The 18,266-nt window shown below is 72.5% G+C and carries 18 protein-coding genes and 1 tRNA gene; 7 read left to right on the forward strand and 12 right to left on the reverse strand.

The genetic code is table 11. The features are described 5' to 3' along the window. Positions 1 to 4 precede the first annotated feature (4 nt). Genes ACZBH1_RS13660 through idi form a run of 7 tightly spaced genes read right to left on the reverse strand, consistent with a single transcriptional unit; the run spans position 5 to position 5,614 of the window. On the reverse strand, positions 5 to 898 hold the full coding sequence (locus ACZBH1_RS13660; protein ID WP_463646693.1) for a prenyltransferase: 894 nt from the start codon (positions 896 to 898) through the stop codon (positions 5 to 7). Further along, entirely contained in the window at positions 895 to 1,218 is a 324-nt protein-coding gene (locus ACZBH1_RS13665) for a lycopene cyclase domain-containing protein (protein WP_378883298.1), read from the reverse strand. The genes ACZBH1_RS13660 and ACZBH1_RS13665 overlap by 4 nt, the downstream gene beginning before the upstream one ends. After that, positions 1,215 to 1,568: a lycopene cyclase domain-containing protein gene (locus tag ACZBH1_RS13670; protein ID WP_336396787.1), complete on the reverse strand. Its 354-nt coding sequence runs from the start codon at positions 1,566 to 1,568 to the stop codon at positions 1,215 to 1,217. Before ACZBH1_RS13670 ends, ACZBH1_RS13665 begins: the two co-directional genes overlap by 4 nt. A gap of 2 nt (positions 1,569 to 1,570) precedes the next feature. Continuing rightward, the gene (gene crtI / locus ACZBH1_RS13675; RefSeq protein WP_463646695.1) at positions 1,571 to 3,136 is read right to left on the reverse strand and encodes a phytoene desaturase family protein; all 1,566 of its coding nucleotides are present in this window, start codon (positions 3,134 to 3,136) and stop codon (positions 1,571 to 1,573) included. Beyond that, on the reverse strand, positions 3,133 to 4,014 hold the full coding sequence (locus tag ACZBH1_RS13680) for a phytoene/squalene synthase family protein (protein WP_336396789.1): 882 nt from the start codon (positions 4,012 to 4,014) through the stop codon (positions 3,133 to 3,135). Before ACZBH1_RS13680 ends, crtI begins: the two co-directional genes overlap by 4 nt. Further along, positions 4,011 to 5,066, reverse strand: a complete 1,056-nt coding sequence (locus ACZBH1_RS13685) for a polyprenyl synthetase family protein (protein ID WP_336396790.1) — start codon at positions 5,064 to 5,066, stop codon at positions 4,011 to 4,013. Before ACZBH1_RS13685 ends, ACZBH1_RS13680 begins: the two co-directional genes overlap by 4 nt. Beyond that, positions 5,063 to 5,614 carry an isopentenyl-diphosphate Delta-isomerase gene (gene idi, locus ACZBH1_RS13690; protein WP_336396791.1) on the reverse strand — a complete coding sequence of 184 codons (552 nt, stop codon included), beginning with the start codon at positions 5,612 to 5,614 and terminating at the stop codon, positions 5,063 to 5,065. The genes ACZBH1_RS13685 and idi overlap by 4 nt, the downstream gene beginning before the upstream one ends. Before the next feature lie 152 nt (positions 5,615 to 5,766). Here idi and ACZBH1_RS13695 point away from each other — a divergent pair, with 152 nt between their 5' ends. Next, positions 5,767 to 6,186 (forward strand): MarR family winged helix-turn-helix transcriptional regulator, encoded by a 420-nt coding sequence (locus ACZBH1_RS13695; protein ID WP_336396792.1) that lies wholly within the window; start codon positions 5,767 to 5,769, stop codon positions 6,184 to 6,186. A gap of 41 nt (positions 6,187 to 6,227) precedes the next feature. Here ACZBH1_RS13695 and ACZBH1_RS13700 read toward each other — a convergent pair. After that, a tRNA-Met gene (locus tag ACZBH1_RS13700) sits at positions 6,228 to 6,301 on the reverse strand. A 92-nt stretch (positions 6,302 to 6,393) separates the two neighbouring features. On the opposite strand from ACZBH1_RS13700, the gene ACZBH1_RS13705 reads away from it, so the two are divergent. Together ACZBH1_RS13705 and ACZBH1_RS13710 are read left to right on the forward strand one after the other, a co-directional pair. Continuing rightward, complete coding sequence (locus ACZBH1_RS13705) at positions 6,394 to 6,912, forward strand: DUF6328 family protein (RefSeq protein ID WP_463646696.1); 519 nt, start codon at positions 6,394 to 6,396, stop codon at positions 6,910 to 6,912. Continuing rightward, positions 6,909 to 7,712, forward strand: a complete 804-nt coding sequence (locus tag ACZBH1_RS13710; protein ID WP_463646697.1) for a carbon-nitrogen hydrolase family protein — start codon at positions 6,909 to 6,911, stop codon at positions 7,710 to 7,712. The genes ACZBH1_RS13705 and ACZBH1_RS13710 overlap by 4 nt, the downstream gene beginning before the upstream one ends. Here ACZBH1_RS13710 and ACZBH1_RS13715 read toward each other — a convergent pair. Next, the gene (locus tag ACZBH1_RS13715) at positions 7,699 to 8,919 is read right to left on the reverse strand and encodes an aminotransferase class I/II-fold pyridoxal phosphate-dependent enzyme (protein ID WP_336396796.1); all 1,221 of its coding nucleotides are present in this window, start codon (positions 8,917 to 8,919) and stop codon (positions 7,699 to 7,701) included. The two genes, ACZBH1_RS13710 and ACZBH1_RS13715, sit on opposite strands and share 14 nt — an antisense overlap. Before the next feature lie 115 nt (positions 8,920 to 9,034). On the opposite strand from ACZBH1_RS13715, the gene ACZBH1_RS13720 reads away from it, so the two are divergent. From ACZBH1_RS13720 to ACZBH1_RS13730, 3 genes are read left to right on the forward strand one after another with little or no spacing between them, the layout of a single operon-like run. Then, entirely contained in the window at positions 9,035 to 10,606 is a 1,572-nt protein-coding gene (locus ACZBH1_RS13720) for a S1C family serine protease (RefSeq protein ID WP_378883277.1), read from the forward strand. 47 nt (positions 10,607 to 10,653) lie between these two features. After that, positions 10,654 to 11,931 carry a CDP-glycerol glycerophosphotransferase family protein gene (locus ACZBH1_RS13725; protein WP_452325357.1) on the forward strand — a complete coding sequence of 426 codons (1,278 nt, stop codon included), beginning with the start codon at positions 10,654 to 10,656 and terminating at the stop codon, positions 11,929 to 11,931. Beyond that, positions 11,928 to 13,379 carry a CDP-glycerol glycerophosphotransferase family protein gene (locus ACZBH1_RS13730; protein ID WP_336396799.1) on the forward strand — a complete coding sequence of 484 codons (1,452 nt, stop codon included), beginning with the start codon at positions 11,928 to 11,930 and terminating at the stop codon, positions 13,377 to 13,379. Before ACZBH1_RS13725 ends, ACZBH1_RS13730 begins: the two co-directional genes overlap by 4 nt. Before the next feature lie 7 nt (positions 13,380 to 13,386). Here ACZBH1_RS13730 and ACZBH1_RS13735 read toward each other — a convergent pair whose 3' ends face one another. Beyond that, positions 13,387 to 14,412, reverse strand: a complete 1,026-nt coding sequence (locus ACZBH1_RS13735) for a glycosyltransferase family 2 protein (RefSeq protein WP_452325403.1) — start codon at positions 14,410 to 14,412, stop codon at positions 13,387 to 13,389. Between the two features lie 109 nt (positions 14,413 to 14,521). Between ACZBH1_RS13735 and ACZBH1_RS13740 the strand changes: the two genes are divergently transcribed. Further along, positions 14,522 to 15,799 (forward strand): CDP-glycerol glycerophosphotransferase family protein, encoded by a 1,278-nt coding sequence (locus ACZBH1_RS13740; protein ID WP_463646698.1) that lies wholly within the window; start codon positions 14,522 to 14,524, stop codon positions 15,797 to 15,799. An 11-nt stretch (positions 15,800 to 15,810) separates the two neighbouring features. Here ACZBH1_RS13740 and ACZBH1_RS13745 read toward each other — a convergent pair whose 3' ends face one another. Together ACZBH1_RS13745 and ACZBH1_RS13750 are read right to left on the reverse strand one after the other, a co-directional pair. After that, the gene (locus tag ACZBH1_RS13745; protein WP_463646699.1) at positions 15,811 to 17,214 is read right to left on the reverse strand and encodes a maltokinase N-terminal cap-like domain-containing protein; all 1,404 of its coding nucleotides are present in this window, start codon (positions 17,212 to 17,214) and stop codon (positions 15,811 to 15,813) included. A 91-nt stretch (positions 17,215 to 17,305) separates the two neighbouring features. After that, positions 17,306 to 18,217, reverse strand: coding sequence for a hypothetical protein (locus ACZBH1_RS13750; RefSeq protein WP_452325361.1), 912 nt, complete (start codon positions 18,215 to 18,217; stop codon positions 17,306 to 17,308). Positions 18,218 to 18,266 lie beyond the last annotated feature (49 nt).

Consider the following 18,266-nt stretch of genomic DNA (forward strand, 5'->3'; position numbering starts at 1 on the left):
CAGGTCAGGCCGTGAGGACGGCGTACCAGATGAGCAGCAGCGTCACGAGGAACCCCGACAGCTGGTTGAGCCACAGGAACCGGCGCCAGCCGGCTGTCGCGGCCCCGGCGTCGGCGTCGGCGACCGAGCGGTACGGCCACACCGTGACGAGGTAGGGCACGGCCACCACGGCGGCGAGGGGACCCGGCCAGTCGGTCGCGAACATGACCAGGCCGGCGGCCGCGTAGCAGACGAGGGCGAACCGCACCGTCCAGCGGGCACCCCGCGCCGTCGCGATCGAGGCGATGCCGGCCTCGCGGTCGGCCACGACGTCCTGCACGGCGCCGAAGGCGTGCGAGGCGACGCCCCACAGCGCGAACGCGACGATGAGGGCGACGAGGCCCGGTGTCCAGACGGCGCCGGCCAGGACCAGCCCGTAGACCGCGGGGGAGAAGAAGTGGATGCTGCTGGTCGCCGAGTCCAGGAACGGCCGCTCCTTCAGCCGCAGCGGCGGTGCGCTGTAGAAGACCACGAAGAAGAGGCTCGCCGCCAGCACCGCCCAGGACGCCGGGTCGCCGATCGCGACGAGGTACACCACGAACGGCAGACACGACAGGCCTGCCGCCCAGAGGGTGATCCGGTGCAGCCGACGATCCAGCACGGCGCCGTGCGCGCCGCCCTTGCGGGGGTTGCGCAGGTCGGACTCGTAGTCGAAGACGTCGTTGATGCCGTACATCGCGAGGTTGTACGGCACGAGGAAGAAGAGCGTGCCGACGATGAGGGGCAGGTCGACCTGGCGCGTCGTCAGCAGATACGCCGCGGCGAACGGGTAGGCGGTGTTGATCCAGCTCACCGGCCGCGACGAGACGAACAGCTGCCTGGCCACGCCCGAGGCCCGCAGCGGCGCCGCCGCCGTCACGGGCGCACCTCCTGAGCCGTCTGCCGCGGGTGCGACAGGAGCACGAAGACGGCCGGCACGAGGAAGGCCGCGCACAGCGGGTACGCGAAGTCCTCGATGGGCGCGAGGCCGATCCGCACGCCGGAGATGAGTCCCTCGGGGTACGTGAAGAGCCCCGCGGCGATCATCACGTTGTCGAAGACGGCGGTCAGCGCGATGAGGACGGCGGCGGCGATGGCGGATGCCGTCATCCGGCGGCCGAACCCGGGCCGCGTTGCCGTGAGCAGCACGACGACGGCGGTCAACACCAGGAACGGGAGGTTCAGCAGCACGTACGTCACGGCATGCCCTCCCTGCCGGAGGCGACGGCATCCGCTCTCCGCCGCTCGATCAGGCGCTCGGCGCCCGCCCACGCGACGAGCGCGAGGTAGCACAGGAAGGCGAGGAAGACGGGCTCTTCGAGCGGCAGATGGGGCGCGAGATCGATGCCCAGCAGCAGCGGGCTGTCGCCCTTGACGAACACGCCGGCGGCGATCCCGACCGCATCCCACGCCAGGAAGAACGCCGTGCCGAGGAGCACCGCCGCGGCCGTCCGGCCGGGATGTCGCCATGCCGCAAGGCGCCAGCGGCGGTCGATCAGCAGGATGCCCGCTGCGGAGGCGAGGATGGCGGCGAGATAGATGCCGGGCACCCTCATACTCTCGCAGGTTCGGCGATCGGACCGGGGGATCGGTCGCCGCGGAGGCGCTTGACCACGAGCTCCGCCGAGATCAGGCACATCGGCAGGCCGATGCCGGGGAGCGTCGATGCCCCGACGTACGCGAGACCGTCCACGATTCGGGAGGCGTTCCGCGGCCGGAACACCGCGCTCTGTCCGAGCGTGTGCGCAAGGCCCAGGGCGTTGCCGCGCCAGGCCCCGAACTCGTCCGCGAAGTCGCCGGGAGCGACCGTGCGGCGCACGACGACGCGGCTCGCGAGGTCGGGGATGCCGCACCACGTCGCGATCTGGTCGACGACGCTGTCGGCGGCCGCCTCGATGCGCGCGTCGCCGTCGCCGTCGACGCCGCCGTGCCCGAGCGACGGGTCGGCCGGCACCGGGACGAGCACGAAGAGGTTCTCGTGTCCCTCGGGTGCGACCGTGTCGTCGGTCGCGCTCGGTCGGCATACGTACACCGAGGCGGGGTCGGGGATCCGTGGGTGCGCGCCGAAGATGTCGTCGAAGTTGGCCTTCCAGTCGCGCGTGAACAGCAGCGTGTGGTGCGCGAGCTGGGGGAGGGATCCCGCCACGCCGAGCATCACCAGCAGCGCGCCCGGGCTGGGCGTGCGCGAGCCCCACCACTTCTCGGGATACGTCTGCTTCTCGGGAGGGAGCAGCCCGGTCTCGGTGTGGTGGAGGTCGGCGCCCGACACCACGAGGTCAGCCGTGAGGCGACGGCCGTCCGCCAGCTCCACGCCCGTGGCGCGGCGCCCCTCCGTCGTGATGGCGGCGACCCGCGCGCCGGTCTCGATCCCGACGCCGGCGGCCTCCGCCAGGCGCGTCACCGCGCGGATGATCTCGGTGAACCCGCCTCGCGGGTACAGCACGTGCTCGTCGAGGTCGAGGTGGCTCATCAGGTGGTACAGGCTCGGCACCCCGTACGGCGATCCGCCGAGGAACACCGCGGGGTACTCGAGGATCTGACGCAGCCGCGGGTCGGTGAACCTGCTGTCGACATGGCGTGCGAGCGTCCTCGTGAGCAGCGGCGCGAGGCGTGGCATCCGTCGCAGCAGGGCGGGGTCGCGCAGCCCCGCGGTCGTCTCGTACGTGTCGTAGAGGAACCGCGTCACGGCGAGGTCGTACGCGTCGGCGGCGGAGTCCAGGTACGCGTCCAGGCGCGCGCCCGCACCGGGCTCGACGCTCTCGAACAGGGCGGTGGCCGCCTCGCGTCCCGAGTGGACGTCCAGAGGTCCGAGCCCGGTCGCGGGATCGGAGTACACGCGGTACGCGGGATCCAGCGGCACGAGGTCCAGTTCGTCGGCGGCCGTGGTGCCGAGCAGCCGGAAGAAGTGATCGAAGACCTCCGGCATGAGGTACCAGCTCGGCCCGGTGTCGAAGCGGAAGCCGTCCTGCTCCCACGAGCCCGCGCGTCCGCCCAGCTCGTCACGCGCCTCGAGCAGGTGGACGCCCCAGCCGTCCGAGGCGAGCAGTGCCGCCGCGGCGAGGCCGCCGATGCCGCCGCCGATCACGATCGCGGTCCGCGACCCGTCGCTGGAAGTCATGCGCGCGCCTCCTTGGGAGCGAATCCGAGCAGGGCCCGGGCGGCCAGGCGGGCCTTGACGGCGTCGGGGACGCGGACGCGCCCCTCGCCGCCGTGCGCCGCCCGCAGGCGGCGTGCGAGCTCGGCGAAGAGATCGTGGGCGGCCGTGACGGCGCGCCGGCAGTCGGCCGGGAGCTCGGGGATCACGCCGGCCGCCGTCGCGAGGTCGGCGTCGATGCGGTCGAGGACCGCCGCGCGGTCGCCCGCGGGCGTCGACAGTCCGAGGTAGTCGCGACCGAGCCGCGTGCTGTCGTCGTCGAGGTCCCGCAGGAAGTTGACGTCCTGGAAGGCGGCCCCGAGCCGTCGGGCGCCGTCGACGAGCCGCGGCGGGGGAGTGACCGGATGCGGCGACCCGGCGTTCACGAACACCTGCAGGCACATCAGCCCGATCACCTCGGCCGAGCCGTACACGTACTCGTCGTGCGATGCCGCGTCGTGGCGCGAGACCTGGAGGTCGGCCCGCATGGAGGCGAAGAACGGGGTGATGAGATCGGCGCCGATGCCGCACTCGCGAGCCGTGCGGGCGAACGCGTGCAGGACCAGGTTCGTGCTGAATCCGCGGTCGATCGCCGCGAAGCACTCCTGCTCGAGCTGGTCGAGCACCGCGGCCGTCGCCTCGGGCGAGAGGCCGGCCTCCTGTGCGGGCCCGTCGACGACCTCGTCGGCCACGCGCGCCAGCGCGTAGACGTTCCGCACGTGCGGGCGCGGACGCGGACCCAGCATGCGGCACGCGAGTCCGAACGACGTCGAGTACCGGGCGATGACCGCGGCCGCCGCGTCCTGGGCCGTCCGGTCGTAGAGCGAGAGTCCGGTCGCCGCGGGCCTTCGGGAGGCCTTCACGGGATCCTTCCTTCGACCCGGTCGGCGAGGGTGCGCAGCAGCGCCCCCGCCCGCTCCGGCAATGCCGGATCGGCCGAGACCTCGCGGACGTCGTCCAGGGTGTCGGAGATGAGCGCGACGAGGCGGTCCCGCGCGCCGCTCGCCTCGAGCACGATCTGCGCCTCGCGCACCGCGACGGGGCCGGTTCGCGCGAGTGCGAGCGCGTGGTCGACGCCGGGCGCGGCATCCGTCTCGCGCGCCAGGGCGACCAGCGGCGTGCGCTTGGTCTCGCGCAGGTCGGGTCCGCAGTCGCGTCCGGTCTGCGCAGACGTGCCGAAGGCCCCGATGAGGTCATCGACCAGCTGGAAGGCCAGTCCGAGGCGTCCGCCGGCGTCGCCGAGCACACGCAGTGCGTCGGCGTCGGCTCCGCCGAGGAGCGCACCGGCCTGCAGCGGGGCGCGGAAGGAGTACACCGCCGTCTTGTTGAAGGCCGTGTCGAGGGTCTCGGAGCGCGAGGGGAAGGCGGACGTGACGCTGTTCTCGACATCGGCGAGCTCACCGGCCGCCGACACCAGGACGGCGTCGTCGAGGAGCGTGAGCAGCCGATCCTTCGTGGCGTCGTCGGTGTGCGCCATCGCCACGAGACGGAACGCCTCATGGAGGAGGATGTCGCCGGCCAGGATGGCGGCGGCGTCCCCGAGCAGGGCCGCGCCGTCGGCGCCGGCGCCGTGGGTGCGCCCGCGCTGACGGAACTCCCCGCCGACGTTGGGGACGCCGCGTCGCTCGATGTCGTGGTCGATCACGTCGTCGTGCACCACGAACGCGGTGTGCAGCAGCTCGAACGCGGCGGCGACCGAGAGCGCGGCCGAGGCGTTGGCGTCGCCGGAGCGGAACGCGTCGAACGACGCGGTCACCAGCGCGGGGCGCAGGCGCTTCCCGCCCTGGGTGGCGCGCGTGATGGCGTCGGCCAGGGCGCCGAAGCCTGGTCCGAGCTCTGCCGCGCGCTCCCGGATGCGCGTCAGTGACCCGTCGATCGCGATGCCGACGCCGGGATCCTCAGGTCCGATGATCATGACGCCCTTCGCTGACGTGCCGGCGAGTCGAAGAGATGCAGCTGCTGGGCCTGCAGCACGAGCCACGGGCTGAACGCCCACGGCGTGGCCTCGAGGGATGTCGCGAGGTCCCGGGGCTCGACCCAGCGTGCGTCGAGCGCCTCGAGGGGGTTGAGCACCGGCTCGTCGTCGGTGTGGGCGATGTAGACGGGGCAGACCTCGTGCTCGACGATGCCGTTCGCGTCCGTGGCGCGGTAGCGGAACAGGGGGAGTGCGACGCGGAGATCGCTGAGGGCGAGGCCCAGCTCGAAGTCGGCGTGCCGGCGGACGGCCGAGATGACCTGCTCGGCGGGCCGCGGGTGGCCGCAGAAGGAGTTCGTCCAGACGCCGGGCCACGTGCGCTTGGACAGCGCACGGCGCGTGATGAGCACCTTGCCCTCGCTGTTGAGCACGTGGCACGAGAAGGCCAGGTGAAGGGCGGTGTCGGGCCCGTGAACGCTAGACTTCGGGGCGGTTCCGATGGCCCGGCCCTCGTCGTCGAGCAGCACCACGTGGTCGGTGTCCGTCATCGGAAAGCTCCTCTCAATCGCTAGCTTAGCTAGCGAATTATTGAGTGCGATGCTACAACGGGATGGAGGTGACGTCCACGATGTCAGAGCGCTGGTTGCCACAGACGGAGCACGACCACGCCGTGCTGCGTGTGCTCACGTCCATTCGTAGCATGAGCGACGCCATGGAGCGCATGCACAGCGGGATGAAGGGCGACATGGCGATGAACGCCTCGGACGTCGCCGCACTGCGGCTGCTGGTCATCCGGGAGCGCACCGGGCGTCCGGTGAGTCCGCGCGACATCGCCCAGCACCTGCGCATCAGCACTGCGTCCACCACCAAGCTGCTGGACCGGCTGGTCGAGTCGGGCCACGTCGAGCGCCGGCCGCACCCGAGCGATCGGCGGGGGCGCGTGGTCGTGCTGACGGATTCCGCACGGGCAGCGTTCTTCACCGTGTTCGGCGCACGCTTGCGCGCGATGCGCGAGGTCGCCATGAGGTACGACGGGCATGATCTCGACGTGATCGCCCGATTCCTCGACGATCTCGGCGAGGCCATGGATCCCGCAGCCACAGAGAAGCGGGAGACATGAAGAAGGGCGCCCCCTCGTCGGGGACGCCCTTCTTCTTTCTGTTGCGGGGACAGGATTTGAACCTGCGACCTCTGGGTTATGAGCCCAGCGAGCTACCGAGCTGCTCCACCCCGCGGCACAAGAAATAGCCTAACACGGGTTTCGAGTGGGTCGTGCCACAGGCCGCCTCGGGTTGCCGCGACGCGAGCCGCGCGAAAGGATGAGCGCATGTCCGATCGCCCCGAAGCAGACTCCGTGGCGGACCGCGCCGAGGGTCGCGACGAGACCCGCGAGGAGCGCGCCGACCGCAACTGGAACGAGGTGCTCCAAGAGCTGCGCGTGCTGCAGACGGGCACGCAGATCCTCACCGGCTTCCTGCTCGCCCTGGCCTTCCAGCCCACCTTCGCCGAGCTGAACGCCGGGCAGCGAGCCGTATACCTCACGCTGGTGGTGCTGGCAGCCCTCAGCTCGATCATCGCGCTGGCCCCCGTCGCCCTGCACCGCGTGGTGTTCCAGCAGGGTGCGAAGCCGGCGGTCGTCCGCTACGGCCACGTCGCCCTCATCACCGCTCTGCTCACGGTCTCCGTGCTCATGGTCGGGGTGGTGGCGTTCGTCTTCGACGTCGTCGTCGGCGGATCGGCCTTCTGGTGGGCGCTCATCCTCCTCGCCGCGGTCATCGTCGCGCTGTGGGTACTGGTCCCGGCACTCATCCGCGTCCGCGCGAGAGAGAAGGGCGGCGCCCGATGACGGACACCCTGGGAGTGGGCGTCGCGCAGTTCGCGCCGACCGCCGACACCGCGGCGAACCTGGACGCCATCGACCAGCTCACGGCCACCGCGTCCGCCCGCGGGGCCCGTGTCGTCGTCTTCCCCGAGTACTCGAGCTACTTCGTCGACCCCTTCGACGAATCGCTCGCCGCCAACGCCGAGGAGCTCGACGGCCCCTTCGTGCAGGAACTCGCACGGATCGCGGCCGCACATGACGTCGTCGTCGTGGCGGGCCTGCTCGAGCGGGCGAGCGACGAGGCGCGCGTGCGCAACACGGTGGTCGCCGTCAACGGGGCGGGCCTGCAGGCGCACTACCGGAAGATGCACCTGTACGACGCGTTCGGGCAGCGCGAGTCGGACTGGGTCGAGGCGGGGGAGCCGGCGCCGCCGCATACCTTCGCCTGCGGAGGTCTGACGTTCGGACTCATGACCTGCTACGACCTGCGCTTCCCCGAGGTCGGACGGCTGCTCGTGGACGCCGGCGCCGAGGTGTTCGCGGTCCCCGCCGAGTGGGTGCGCGGCCCGCTCAAGGAGCACCACTGGCGCACGCTCCTGCATGCCCGCGCCATCGAGAACACGGTGTTCGTGGCAGCGGCCGATCACCCGCCGCCGCTCGGGGTCGGTCACTCGCTGATCGTCGATCCGCAGGGCGTCGAGCTCGCCGCGGTCGGTACGTCGACCGATGTCGCGGTCGCACACCTCGACGTCGGCGCCATCGAGCGTGTCCGCCGGGTCAACCCGGCGCTGCGGCTGCGGCGATTCGCGGTCAGCCCCCGGTGACCCCGGATCCGGCAGCCGAGGCGAGGCGGGATGCCGCGTCCTCGAGCACGTCCACGCGTTTGCAGGCCGCGAAGCGCACGAGCGTGGCGTAGTCGGCTCGGCGTTCGGCTGTCGCGAACGCCGTGAGGGGGATCGCCACCACGCCTGCCCGCTCGGGAAGTCCGCGGCAGAAGTCCGCGGCATCGGTCGCGCCGAGCGGCGCCGCATCGGCCACCGTGAAGTAGGAGCCGGCAGGCGTGGACACTTCGAAGCCGGCGGCCCGCAGCCCGGCGCCGAGCAGGTCGCGCTTGGCCCGCAGCGTGTCGGCGATGCCGCGGAAGAAGGAGTCCGGCAGCCGGAGTCCGGTCGCGATAGCCGGCTGGAACGGGCTGCCGTTGACGTACGTGAGGTACTGCTTGACCGCGAGCACGGCGTCGACGAGCGGGGCGGGCCCGGTGACCCAGCCGATCTTCCATCCGGTGGTGGAGAACGTCTTGCCACCGGACGAGATGGTCAGGGTCCGGTCCCAGGCGCCGGGGAGGGTGGCGATCGGCACGTGCGGCTCGTCGAAGACGAGATGCTCGTAGACCTCGTCGGTGACGATGAGGGCATCGTGGTGATGGGCGAGCCGCACGATCTCGTCGCGCACCTCGGAGCCGAAGACGGCTCCGGTGGGATTGTGCGGGTCGTTGACGAGGATGAGGCGCGTGCGGTCGCCGACCGCGGCGCGGAGCTCGTCGAGATCGGGCTGGAAGTCCGGCCACCGCAGCGGCACCGTGACGAGCTTCGCGCCCGCGAGCGCGACGACGGCCGCGTACGAGTCGTAGTACGGCTCGAAGACGACCACCTCGTCATCGGGCCCGTCCAGCAGCGCCAGCAGCGCTGCGGCGAGCGCCTCGGTCGCGCCGGCAGTGACGAGTGCGTCGCGGGCCGGGTCGATGTGCAGGCCGTAGAAGCGCAGCTGGTGCTCGGCGACCGCGTCGAGGAGATCCGGGATGCCGCGACCCGGCGGGTACTGGTTCACGCCGTGGGCGATCGCGGCGCGGGCGACCTCGAGCACCTCGGCCGGGCCGTCCTCGTCGGGGAACCCCTGTCCGAGGTTGATCGCGCCGGTGCGGGCCGCGAGGGCAGACATCTCGGCGAAGATGGTGGGGTGGATCGACCCGTCCGAGCCGACGAGTCCGGCACCGGCCGCCGTGCGGTGCCACGCTCCGGGGATCTGTCGCATCGCTTCACCGTACCGGGCGGGCTCATCCCCGTTGCATAGGCGAGTCCCATTCCCGACATAAGAAACGCACAGCATCGGTGGGCACAGTTGTGAGTGCTTGGCAGAAGGAGCAATCATGAGCGACATCCAGGGCGACCGCCCGGAAGACCACGTCCCCGCCGACGCGTCGGGCACGCCCGATGACACCACGGCGCCGAGCGTCACCCCTGCACAGCCCGCCGTGCCCGCCCAGCCGGCGGCCGAGGCCGCCGCCCAGCACCGCGCGCCGACCCAGCCGGTTCCCCCGGCGGGGTATCCGGCCGGCGGCCACGCGTACGCACGTCCGCAGGGGTATGCCGGACAGCCCGCGCCGCACCCCCACTCCTACGCGGGGCAGGGCGGCGCATCCGGTCCCGGTGCCGCCTTCGGCGTCGCGTCGGCCGACACCATGCCCACGCTGCCCATCGACGGCGGCGACCGCGGCACGGCCACGGCGCAGGCTCCCAAGAAATCCTCCGGCGCCGGCAAGGTGGTCGGCCTGCTCGTCGCCGCGGCCATCGTGGGGGGCGCGGCCGGCCTCGGCGGCTCGTACGCCGGCGTGAACTGGTTCACGTCCGCGGCGACGTCGCCCGCCGCCGGCCCGAGCACCGTCACGGTGAACGACTCCGATTCGGTCAACGAGACCACCGGCATCGCGGCGAAGGTCGTGCCGAGCGTGGTGACCATCTCCGCGACGGGCTCGGCGGGAGCCGGAACCGGCTCCGGCGTCGTCCTCTCCGAGGACGGCTACGTCGTGACGAACACGCACGTGGTGACCCTCGACGGGGCGACCGGCGACGCGCAGGTGCGCGTCACGACGGCCGATGGCCGCGTGTACGACGCCGAGATCGTCGGCACCGACCCGACGTACGACCTCGCGGTCATCAAGCTCCAGGATGCCGAGGGTCTGACCCCGATCGACTTCGCCGACTCGAGCGACCTGAATGTCGGCGACACCACCGTGGCGGTGGGGGCGCCGCTGGGACTGGCGAACTCCGTCACCGAGGGCATCGTGAGCGCCCTCAACCGCAGCATCCAGATCGCGTCCTCCGCCGCGCCGGACACCGGGGACGAGAACCAGGACCAGCCGGAGGAGAACGGGCAGGAAGGGCCGTTCCGCTTCGACTTCGGCCAGGGCGACCAGCAGTCGACGGCGACCGAGAGCATCTCCATCGCGGTGATCCAGACCGATGCCGCGATCAACCCGGGCAACTCCGGCGGCGCGCTCGTGGACTCCGAGGGCAGGCTCATCGGCATCAACGTCGCGATCGCGACCGCGGGCGGTGCGTCCGCCGACGGCTCCGGCTCGATCGGCGTCGGATTCGCGATCCCGTCCGACATCGTCGAGCGGATCACCGACGAGCTCATCGAGAACGGCGAGGCCACGCACGGCCTCCTCGGCGCGACCGTGCGGCCCGCGGCATCCGTCGAAGGATCGACCATCACCGGTGCGTACATCAACGAGGTCACCGACGGCGGCGCGGCGGCGTCGGCGGGCCTCGCCGCGGGCGACGTCGTGACCGGCTTCAACGGCGTGCCCGTCACCGACTCCACCGACCTGACCGCGCAGGTGCGCGGCGCTGCCGCCGGAAGCGAGGCGGAGGTCACCTTCGTCCGCGACGGGGAGACGCAGACGGTGACCGTCACGCTGGGCGCGCTCGAGCAGTAGGCGGGACGCACCGGGGCGCCATCGCGCGAGCAGGATAGGCTCGCGTGATGGCGTCCTTCTCGTTCGGCGCGGGGAATGCGCGGAAGCTCGCGACGATCCCGCTGTATGCCGCAGGACGCATCCTCACCCTCGTCGTACCGCGCTCGCGCGACGAGTGGGTCTTCGGCTGCGCCGTCGGCATCGCCGACGGCGCGCTCGCCCTCTGGGACGCCGCCGCCGCCGACGGCCGGCGCGCCGTGTGGCTGGTCGGCAGCGCGCGAGAGGCGCGGGATGCCGCAGCCCGCGGCATCCCGAGCGTCCCCAAGCGGTCGCTGCGGGGACTGTGGCGCACGGCGCGGGCGCGGGTGGTCGTCGTCACGCACGGCTTCGGCGACGTGAACCGCTACGCCGTCTCGGGCGCCTTCGTGGTGCAGCTGTGGCACGGGATCCCACTGAAGCGGATCGGCCTGGACTCGCCCGAGACCCTGCGGCTGCCGCGCGCCATCGCGCGGACGCCGGCGGCGCGGCCGGCGCATGCGATGCTGCGGGCGATGTACCGCGGCGCCGCGCGCCGGATCCGCCTGCTCCCCGCCGCGTCGCACCTCGTGCGGGGCCGGCTGGAGTCCGCGTTCGCGCTCCCCGACGACGCCGTTCTCGTCACCGGCGAGCCTCGCGTCGACGTGCTGTCCCGCGGCACCGCGGAAGACCGGCGCGTGCAGGCCCGCGCGGCGATCGCGCGGGCCGTGCCGCGGGCCGAAGGGTCCGGGCGACTCGTGCTGTACGCGCCGACGTGGCGCGACGGCGCGCCCGACCCGGCGATCCCGACCGCCGCGGAGTGGGCGCGGATCCTCGGCGTCCTCCGCCGCCACGGAGCGACGCTCCTCATCCGCTCCCATCCGCTCGGCGCCGGCGACTACGTCCCGCCCGTCACGACGGATCTGGTGCAGTCGCTCGGGAGCGATCTGGTGGCCGACGTGACCCCGCTGCTGCCCGGGCTCGACGCCCTCGTCACCGACTACTCCTCCCTCGCGTTCGACGCAGCCCTCGTGCCGCTCCCGACGCTGTTCCTCGCTCCCGACGTCGTCGACTACGCGAAGCGCCGCGGGTTCTACGGCGCATACCGGGATGTCGCGGGCGACGAGTGGGCCGTCGACTGGAGCCAGGCGGCCGCGCAGCTGGACGCGCTCTTCGGCGACGAGTCGGAGCGCGAGCGGCGCGTCGAGCACGCCATGGCGCTCAGCGCGCGTGTCCACGCGCACCGGGACGGCCGCAACGCCGAGAGGGTGTACCGTGCGATTCTGGCCGGTACGGCCGCCCACGCCCGCCCGAGGGAAGGAAACGGATGACCGACGCGCGCTTCACGACGGACGGCGGACCTGCGCTCGTGCTCTCGGGCGAGGGCGAGCGGCCGGCGACCGTCGAGCTCGTGGGCGCGCGCGCCCGGGTCGTCGCACGTCTGAGCGGCCGCGGCAAGACGTGGCGGGCGACGCTGCCCCTCCGCGCCGCGCGATGGGGCGGGCCCGAGCTGCCGCTGCCGACCGGGACGTACGAGGTCCGGGTGACGGATGCCGCGGACCGGGGCATCCCTGCTCCCGACGCGCTCCCGCTCACCCAGCTCGGAACGCTGCGTGCCGAGCTCGAGCAGTGGACGCTGCGCGTGGGACCGCCGATGGACCCCGCCTACGACTCCGGCGAGGGACAGGATGCGCTCGAGCGCCGCTACGCCACCCGTCCGGCGTCCGGGTTCGAGAACGCGGTGTTCTTCGAGAGCTTCTACGGGCGCAACGCCAGCTGCAATCCGCTCGCGATCGATCGGGAGCTCACGCGCCGCGCGCCGGGCGTGACGCGCTACTGGAGCGTCGTGGATCTCTCGGTGGCAGTTCCCGAGGGCGCGATCGCCGTCGTCGAAGGCACCCCGGAGTGGTGGCGGGCGCGGGGCGCCGCGCGTCTGCTCGTCGTGAACGACTGGCTCCGCCGGCGATTCTCCCGGCGCAAGGGGCAGGTCGTGCTGCAGACCTGGCACGGCACGCCCCTCAAGCGGCTCGCCCTGCACCGCCCCGGCTTCGACCCGCGGCGCATGGCCGCGGTGGTGCGCGAGTCGCGGCGCTGGAACATCCTGCTCGCGCAGAACCCGTATGCCGCCCGCATCCTCGGCAAGGCGTACGCGTTCCTCAGCCGGCCGATCTGGGTGGAGGGGTATCCGCGCAATGACGTGCTCGCGAGCGGCGACGGGTCCGCGACGCGCGGCGCGCTCGGGATCCGGCCCGGTGAGCGCGTGCTGCTGTACGCGCCGACGTGGCGGGACGACCGCGAGCAGATCGTCGACTTCGTCGACCCGGTCGCGCTCGCCGCGGCGACGGACTCCGTCGTGCTGGTGCGCGGGCACTCCCGCACGCTCCTGCCGGGTCGCGACGCCGAGGGGCCGCGCGTCATCGACGTCACCGGATTCCCCGACACGTCGCAGCTGCTGCTCGTCGCCGATGCGCTCATCACCGACTACTCGTCGGTGATGTTCGACTTCTCGGTGACAGGCAAGCCGATGTACTTCCTCGTGCCCGATATGGAGCACTACCGCGGCGAGCTGCGCGGCTTCTACTTCGACCTCGCCGAGCACGCGCCGGGCCCGATGGTGCGCACGCAGGACGAGCTCGCCGCCGCCCTCGCCGATGACGACCGCGAGCGCTACGCGGAGAGGTACGAGCTCTGGCGGGCGAAGTTCAACGCCCGCGACGACGGCCACGCCGCCGAGCGCGTGGTCGCCCGCATCCTGGATCAGGGGCTCATCGAGCCCTGAGACCCCGTCAGGGCAGCGGCGTGTTGCGACTGCCGAGCCGCGAGGTGTCGACGGTATCGTGGGCGCCGCGGATGATCCCCACGACGAATCCCCAGCCCCACGCGAGGTGCATCGTGGGCAGCACCGCCGCCGTCCAGAGCTTGTCGCGCCAGCCGCGCCCCCCGCCCGGGCCGAGCGCCACGCCGATGACGAGCGCGACGTACACGACCAGCGGCACATAGACGACGGATGCCGCCACCGACCACCACCCCTGGAGCACGCCCGTCAGCTGCAGGGCCGCCACCACCACGGCGAGCAGGATCGTCAGCACCAGGAGCGGCGGAGCGAAGAAGCGCAGCGAGTTGCCTCGACCGAAGCGCCGCACCAGCTCGCCGCGCCACCGGCCGGTCGCCGCGAACTGCCGCACGAGCCTCGTCCAGCTCTCTCGCGGCCAGTACGTGACCGCGAGCGCCGGATCGAACCACACCCGGTAGCCCGCGCGACGGATGCGCAGGTTGAGCTCCCAGTCCTCGCCGCGGCGGATGCTCTCGTCGAAGAGCCCGACCTCGTCGAGCACGGCGCGCCGCATGACGCCGAGGTAGGCGGACTCCGCCTCGCCCTCCTGCGTGCCGCCGTGGTACGCGCCGCCGCCCAGGCCGATGGGGGAGTTGTACGCGCGGGCGACGGCTCGCTGGAACGGGGTGCGGCCGTCGGCGCGCATCACCCCGCCCACGTTGGCCGCGCGCACGCGGTCGAGCGACGCCAGGGCCCTGCGGGCGTAGCTCGGGTCGAGCTCGGAGTGCGCGTCGACGCGCACGACGGTGGGGTAGCGGCCGGCCCGGATGGCGAGGTTCAGCCCGATCGGGATGTCGGCCGCCGGGTTGTCGACGAGGATGATCCGCTCGTCCTCCCGGGCCAATTCCCGCGCGAGCTCCGTCGTGCCGTCCGTCGAGGGGCCGAGCGCAAGGACGAGCTCGGTGGGTCCCGGCACGTCCTGCGCGAGGACGGTCTCCACCGCCCGGCGCAGGTAGCCCCGCTCGTTGAGCACCGGCATCACGAAGCTCACACCGGCGTCCGGCGGGACGATCGGAGCGTCCCTGCGCCCGTGTTGCTCGACATGCACGCGTCGATCATGTCACGGGTGCCCTGGGTAGGCTGGACGGGTGGCACTGGTCTCGGACGGCAGGAAGGCGATCGCGCTCGTACGGAAGGCGGTGCGCAACCGCTCCGCCGTCATCGACGTCAGGCGCACGCAGTCGGCCGGGCCGCAGCATCCGCCGTTCCACTACCGGGTGGCGGTGTACTTCGCCGACGGCGCGGTCAACATGTACCAGATGCGGCAGTGGTACAAGCCGCTCGCCGGGCTGGCCAAGACGTGGCCGGTCGTCGTGCTGAGCCGGTCCGCGACGGGCGCGCAGGCGCTGCTGGCAGACGACGCCCTGCCGGTCGCGTTCGTGCCGACGGTGCGCGATCTGGAGCGCTTCATCTCCACGCAGGACATCCGCGTGGTGCTCTACGTGAATCAGAACACCCGCAATTTCCAGATGTTCCGCTACGGCCGACGCTGGCACGTGTTCATCAACCACGGCGAGTCCGACAAGATGTACATGACCACGAACCAGTACAAGGCCTACGACTACGCCATGATCGCGGGCGACGCGGCACGGGAGCGGCTGTCGCGGGTGCTCTGGGACTACGACCTCGACCACAGGGCGATCGCGATCGGCCGCCCGCAGGCCGACCACTACTCCGGGGCGCTGCCGTACACGCCCGACGACCGGACCGTGGTGCTGTACGCGCCCACGTGGGAGGGCGACCGGCCGTCGGCCCACTACGGGTCGATCGTCACGCACGGCGAGGCGCTCGTGGCGGCGCTGCTGCGCACCGGTCGCCATCGCGTCATCTACCGGCCCCACCCTCGTTCGGGGGTCGTGAACGCCGAGTACGGCGCCGCGAACCGGCGGATCATCGCCGCCCTCGCCGCAGCGAACGCCGCCGATCCTGCGGCGCAGCACGTGTTCGACGACGGCCCGGACCTCGGCTGGCAGCTGTCGGCCGCCGACGTCGCGGTCGTCGACATCTCGGCGATGGTCTACGACCGGCTGGCGGCCGACAGGCCGCTGCTGATCACGCGTCCGGCCGACCCCGCGGCCGCCATCGACACCCACGGCTACCTGTCGGCGTGCGAGTGGCTGACCGCCGCGGACGCCCCCGACATCGTCGCGCAGACCGAGCGGGTGCTGGACGACCCCGACGCGGTGGCCCGCCTCGAGCAGTGGGTCTCGCGCTACTTCGGCGACACGACGCCGGGCGCCGCGACCGCGCGGTTCCACGCCGCCGTGCAGCGGCTGATGGACGAATGGGACGCGTGGTACGCCCGCTCGGTCGACGAGCGCGACGACGAGCCCGAGGACGAAGCCGAGCTCGACGACGAGGGCTGAGGCCACGCCGGTCAGGCGACCGCGGCCGGACGCCCGACGAGCCGCGCGACGGCGCCGAGCGGGATCGTGACCCATGTGGGGCGGTTGCGCGACTCGTAGATCGCCTCGTACACGGCCTTGTCCAGTTCGAGCGCGGCCAGCAGCGGATGCCGGGGGTCCAGGTCGCCCCCCGAGGCGGCGGCGTATCCGTCCACGAACGCCTGACGCGCTTCGCGCGCCCATCCGCGCACGGCCTCGGTCGACCGCGAGGGATCGTCCCGCCGCAGCGAGCCGGCGACATAGTCGAAGGAGCGCAGCATGCCCGCGACGTCGCGGAGTGCGAGATCCGGCTGCGTGCGCTCGGTCATGGGTCGCAGCGGCTCGCCCTCGAAGTCGACGACGATCCATCCGCGCTCCGGAGAGTGCAGCACCTGCCCCAGGTGGTAATCGCCGTGGATGCGCTGCAGCGCCGCCCACGGCACCTCCAGCGCCCGCCGGTACACGGCCCCCGCGGCCTCCCGCTGCTCGGCGATCTCGGGCACTTCGGCCATGGCGATCGAGAAGCGGCGCTCCCATGTCGCCGCGGTGGCCGCGCGGTCGGCCGCCGTGGCTGCCCGTGTGGGAAAGCACCTGGCCAGCGCCAGATGCACCTCGGCCGTGGCCGCGCCCAGAGCGTTCGCACTGTCGCGGAAGTCGTCGCCGCGCGCGGCGGCCCGCAGTGCGACCCGCCAGGCGTCCTCGACGTCGGGGAGGAACTCCTGGGCGAACGCCAGGGAGCCGCGCACCGAGCCGTGCGCCGTCGTGAGGTCCGGCCACGTGCCCTCGATGGATCCCACGGGCAGCGCGACGTGCGCCGAGCCCGATGCCGCCAGCGCCTCCTGCAGCTCGATGTCGGGGTTGAGACCGGCGTGCAATTGGCGATACACCTTGCAGATGATCGGCATGCCCTCGCCCTCGTACACGAGGGAGGTGTTGGACTGCTCGCCGCTCATCACCCGGGCCGACCTCGCACCGGGGTGCCCGCCCGACGCGGAGGGGCGTCCGAGAGCGAGGGTCTGCGGCCCGTGTGCGGTGCCGCCCTCCGCGATGAGTCGCAGGAGCGCGTGGGCGTAGGCCGGATCGTGCGGCCCGTCGATGAACGTCGCGCCCGGCGTCGGACTGCCCACGATGTGATCCGGATCGGCGTCGACGGTCTCGGTCGCCCGCTCGACGATGGGGATCTGGTAAAGCACCGCCGGAAGCGCTCCCTCGTCGGCCACGAGGAACGTGCGCACGCGCACGCCGCCGTCAGCGGGGGACAGATCGTCCTCGGGATCGTCCGAGCCCGGGGCGAGATCCCACCAGGCCACCAGCCGCAGGCTGGGTGGCCGTCCCTTCGCGGCGTACCACCGCTGGCGCGGCATCCACGCCGCCAGGCACGCCAGAGTGCTGTCCATACCTGCGAGCGTATGCCCGCGCAGGTGGCGTGTCGAGGAACCGCATGCAAGCGCTTTCAGCATCGGCTGACGATCGGGAGAGGGTGCGCGCTCAATCCTCGTCGGGAGGTGCTTCCAGCGCGGGCTTCCCGCGGCGCACGACCCTGCCCACCGCCGAGGTGCCGCGCGAGACTCCGCCCGCGACGGCCGCCCCCGCACGGCGGATGCCGCGCGAGGCCAGTCGCTCGATGCGGTCGGCGCCGGGCCGCGGCTCCAGCTCGACGGGGAACTGCCACGGCGGCGCGCCGAAGGCGCGACGGGCGCCGACGAGCACCCGTCGGCCGAGGATGTGGTTGCCGGCGCCGCCGATCGCGGCTCCGATGCCGAACGGCAGCGCCTTGCCGATCCACGACGCACCGCCGCGCACCGCGAACTGGTGGATGAACGAGTTCTTGAGGCGGTCGACGAGGGGCCCCACCGCGGCGCGGGGGATCGTCTTGGTCACGAGCTCGCCCCAGTAGCGGTCCCGGGTGGGTCCGCGGCCGGCTGCCTGCCCGGCGAGCTGGGACACGAGGTCGACGCCCTCCTTGCCCAGCATGAGCGTGAGCACCAGCGCGCGTGCGCGGTCGGGATCGGCGACCGGGATGCCGTGCACCTCGGTCACCGATTGGGCGAAGAGCGTCGTCGCCTCGAGGAAGCCGACGGTCTCGACGCCGCTCAGCGCCAGCGTCACCCCGGTGCCGATGCCGGGCACGACGGCCGTCGCTCCGACCGCGGCGCCGCCCGTCGTGACGGCGGCGAGGTACCGGCGCTCCAGGATGCGGACGATCTCGGCGGGGGAGGCGTCCGGATGCCGCAGGCGGATGCTGCGCAGATGCGCCAGCACCACGGGGCGCTGGATCGCCAGCACGCGGTCGAGCGCGCGGATCGTGAGAGGGTGCTCGTCCGACCCCGTGGGCGGCAGACCTCCCTGCCACGGCGCGTCGCCGGGAAGCGAGTGGATGCGGTGAACCTTGTCGGTCATCGCGCCGAGTCTATGCGCCCGATCCAGACCGCCGACGTGGGGTTGACAG

The organism is Microbacterium sp. ZXT2-5, assembly GCF_055329545.1.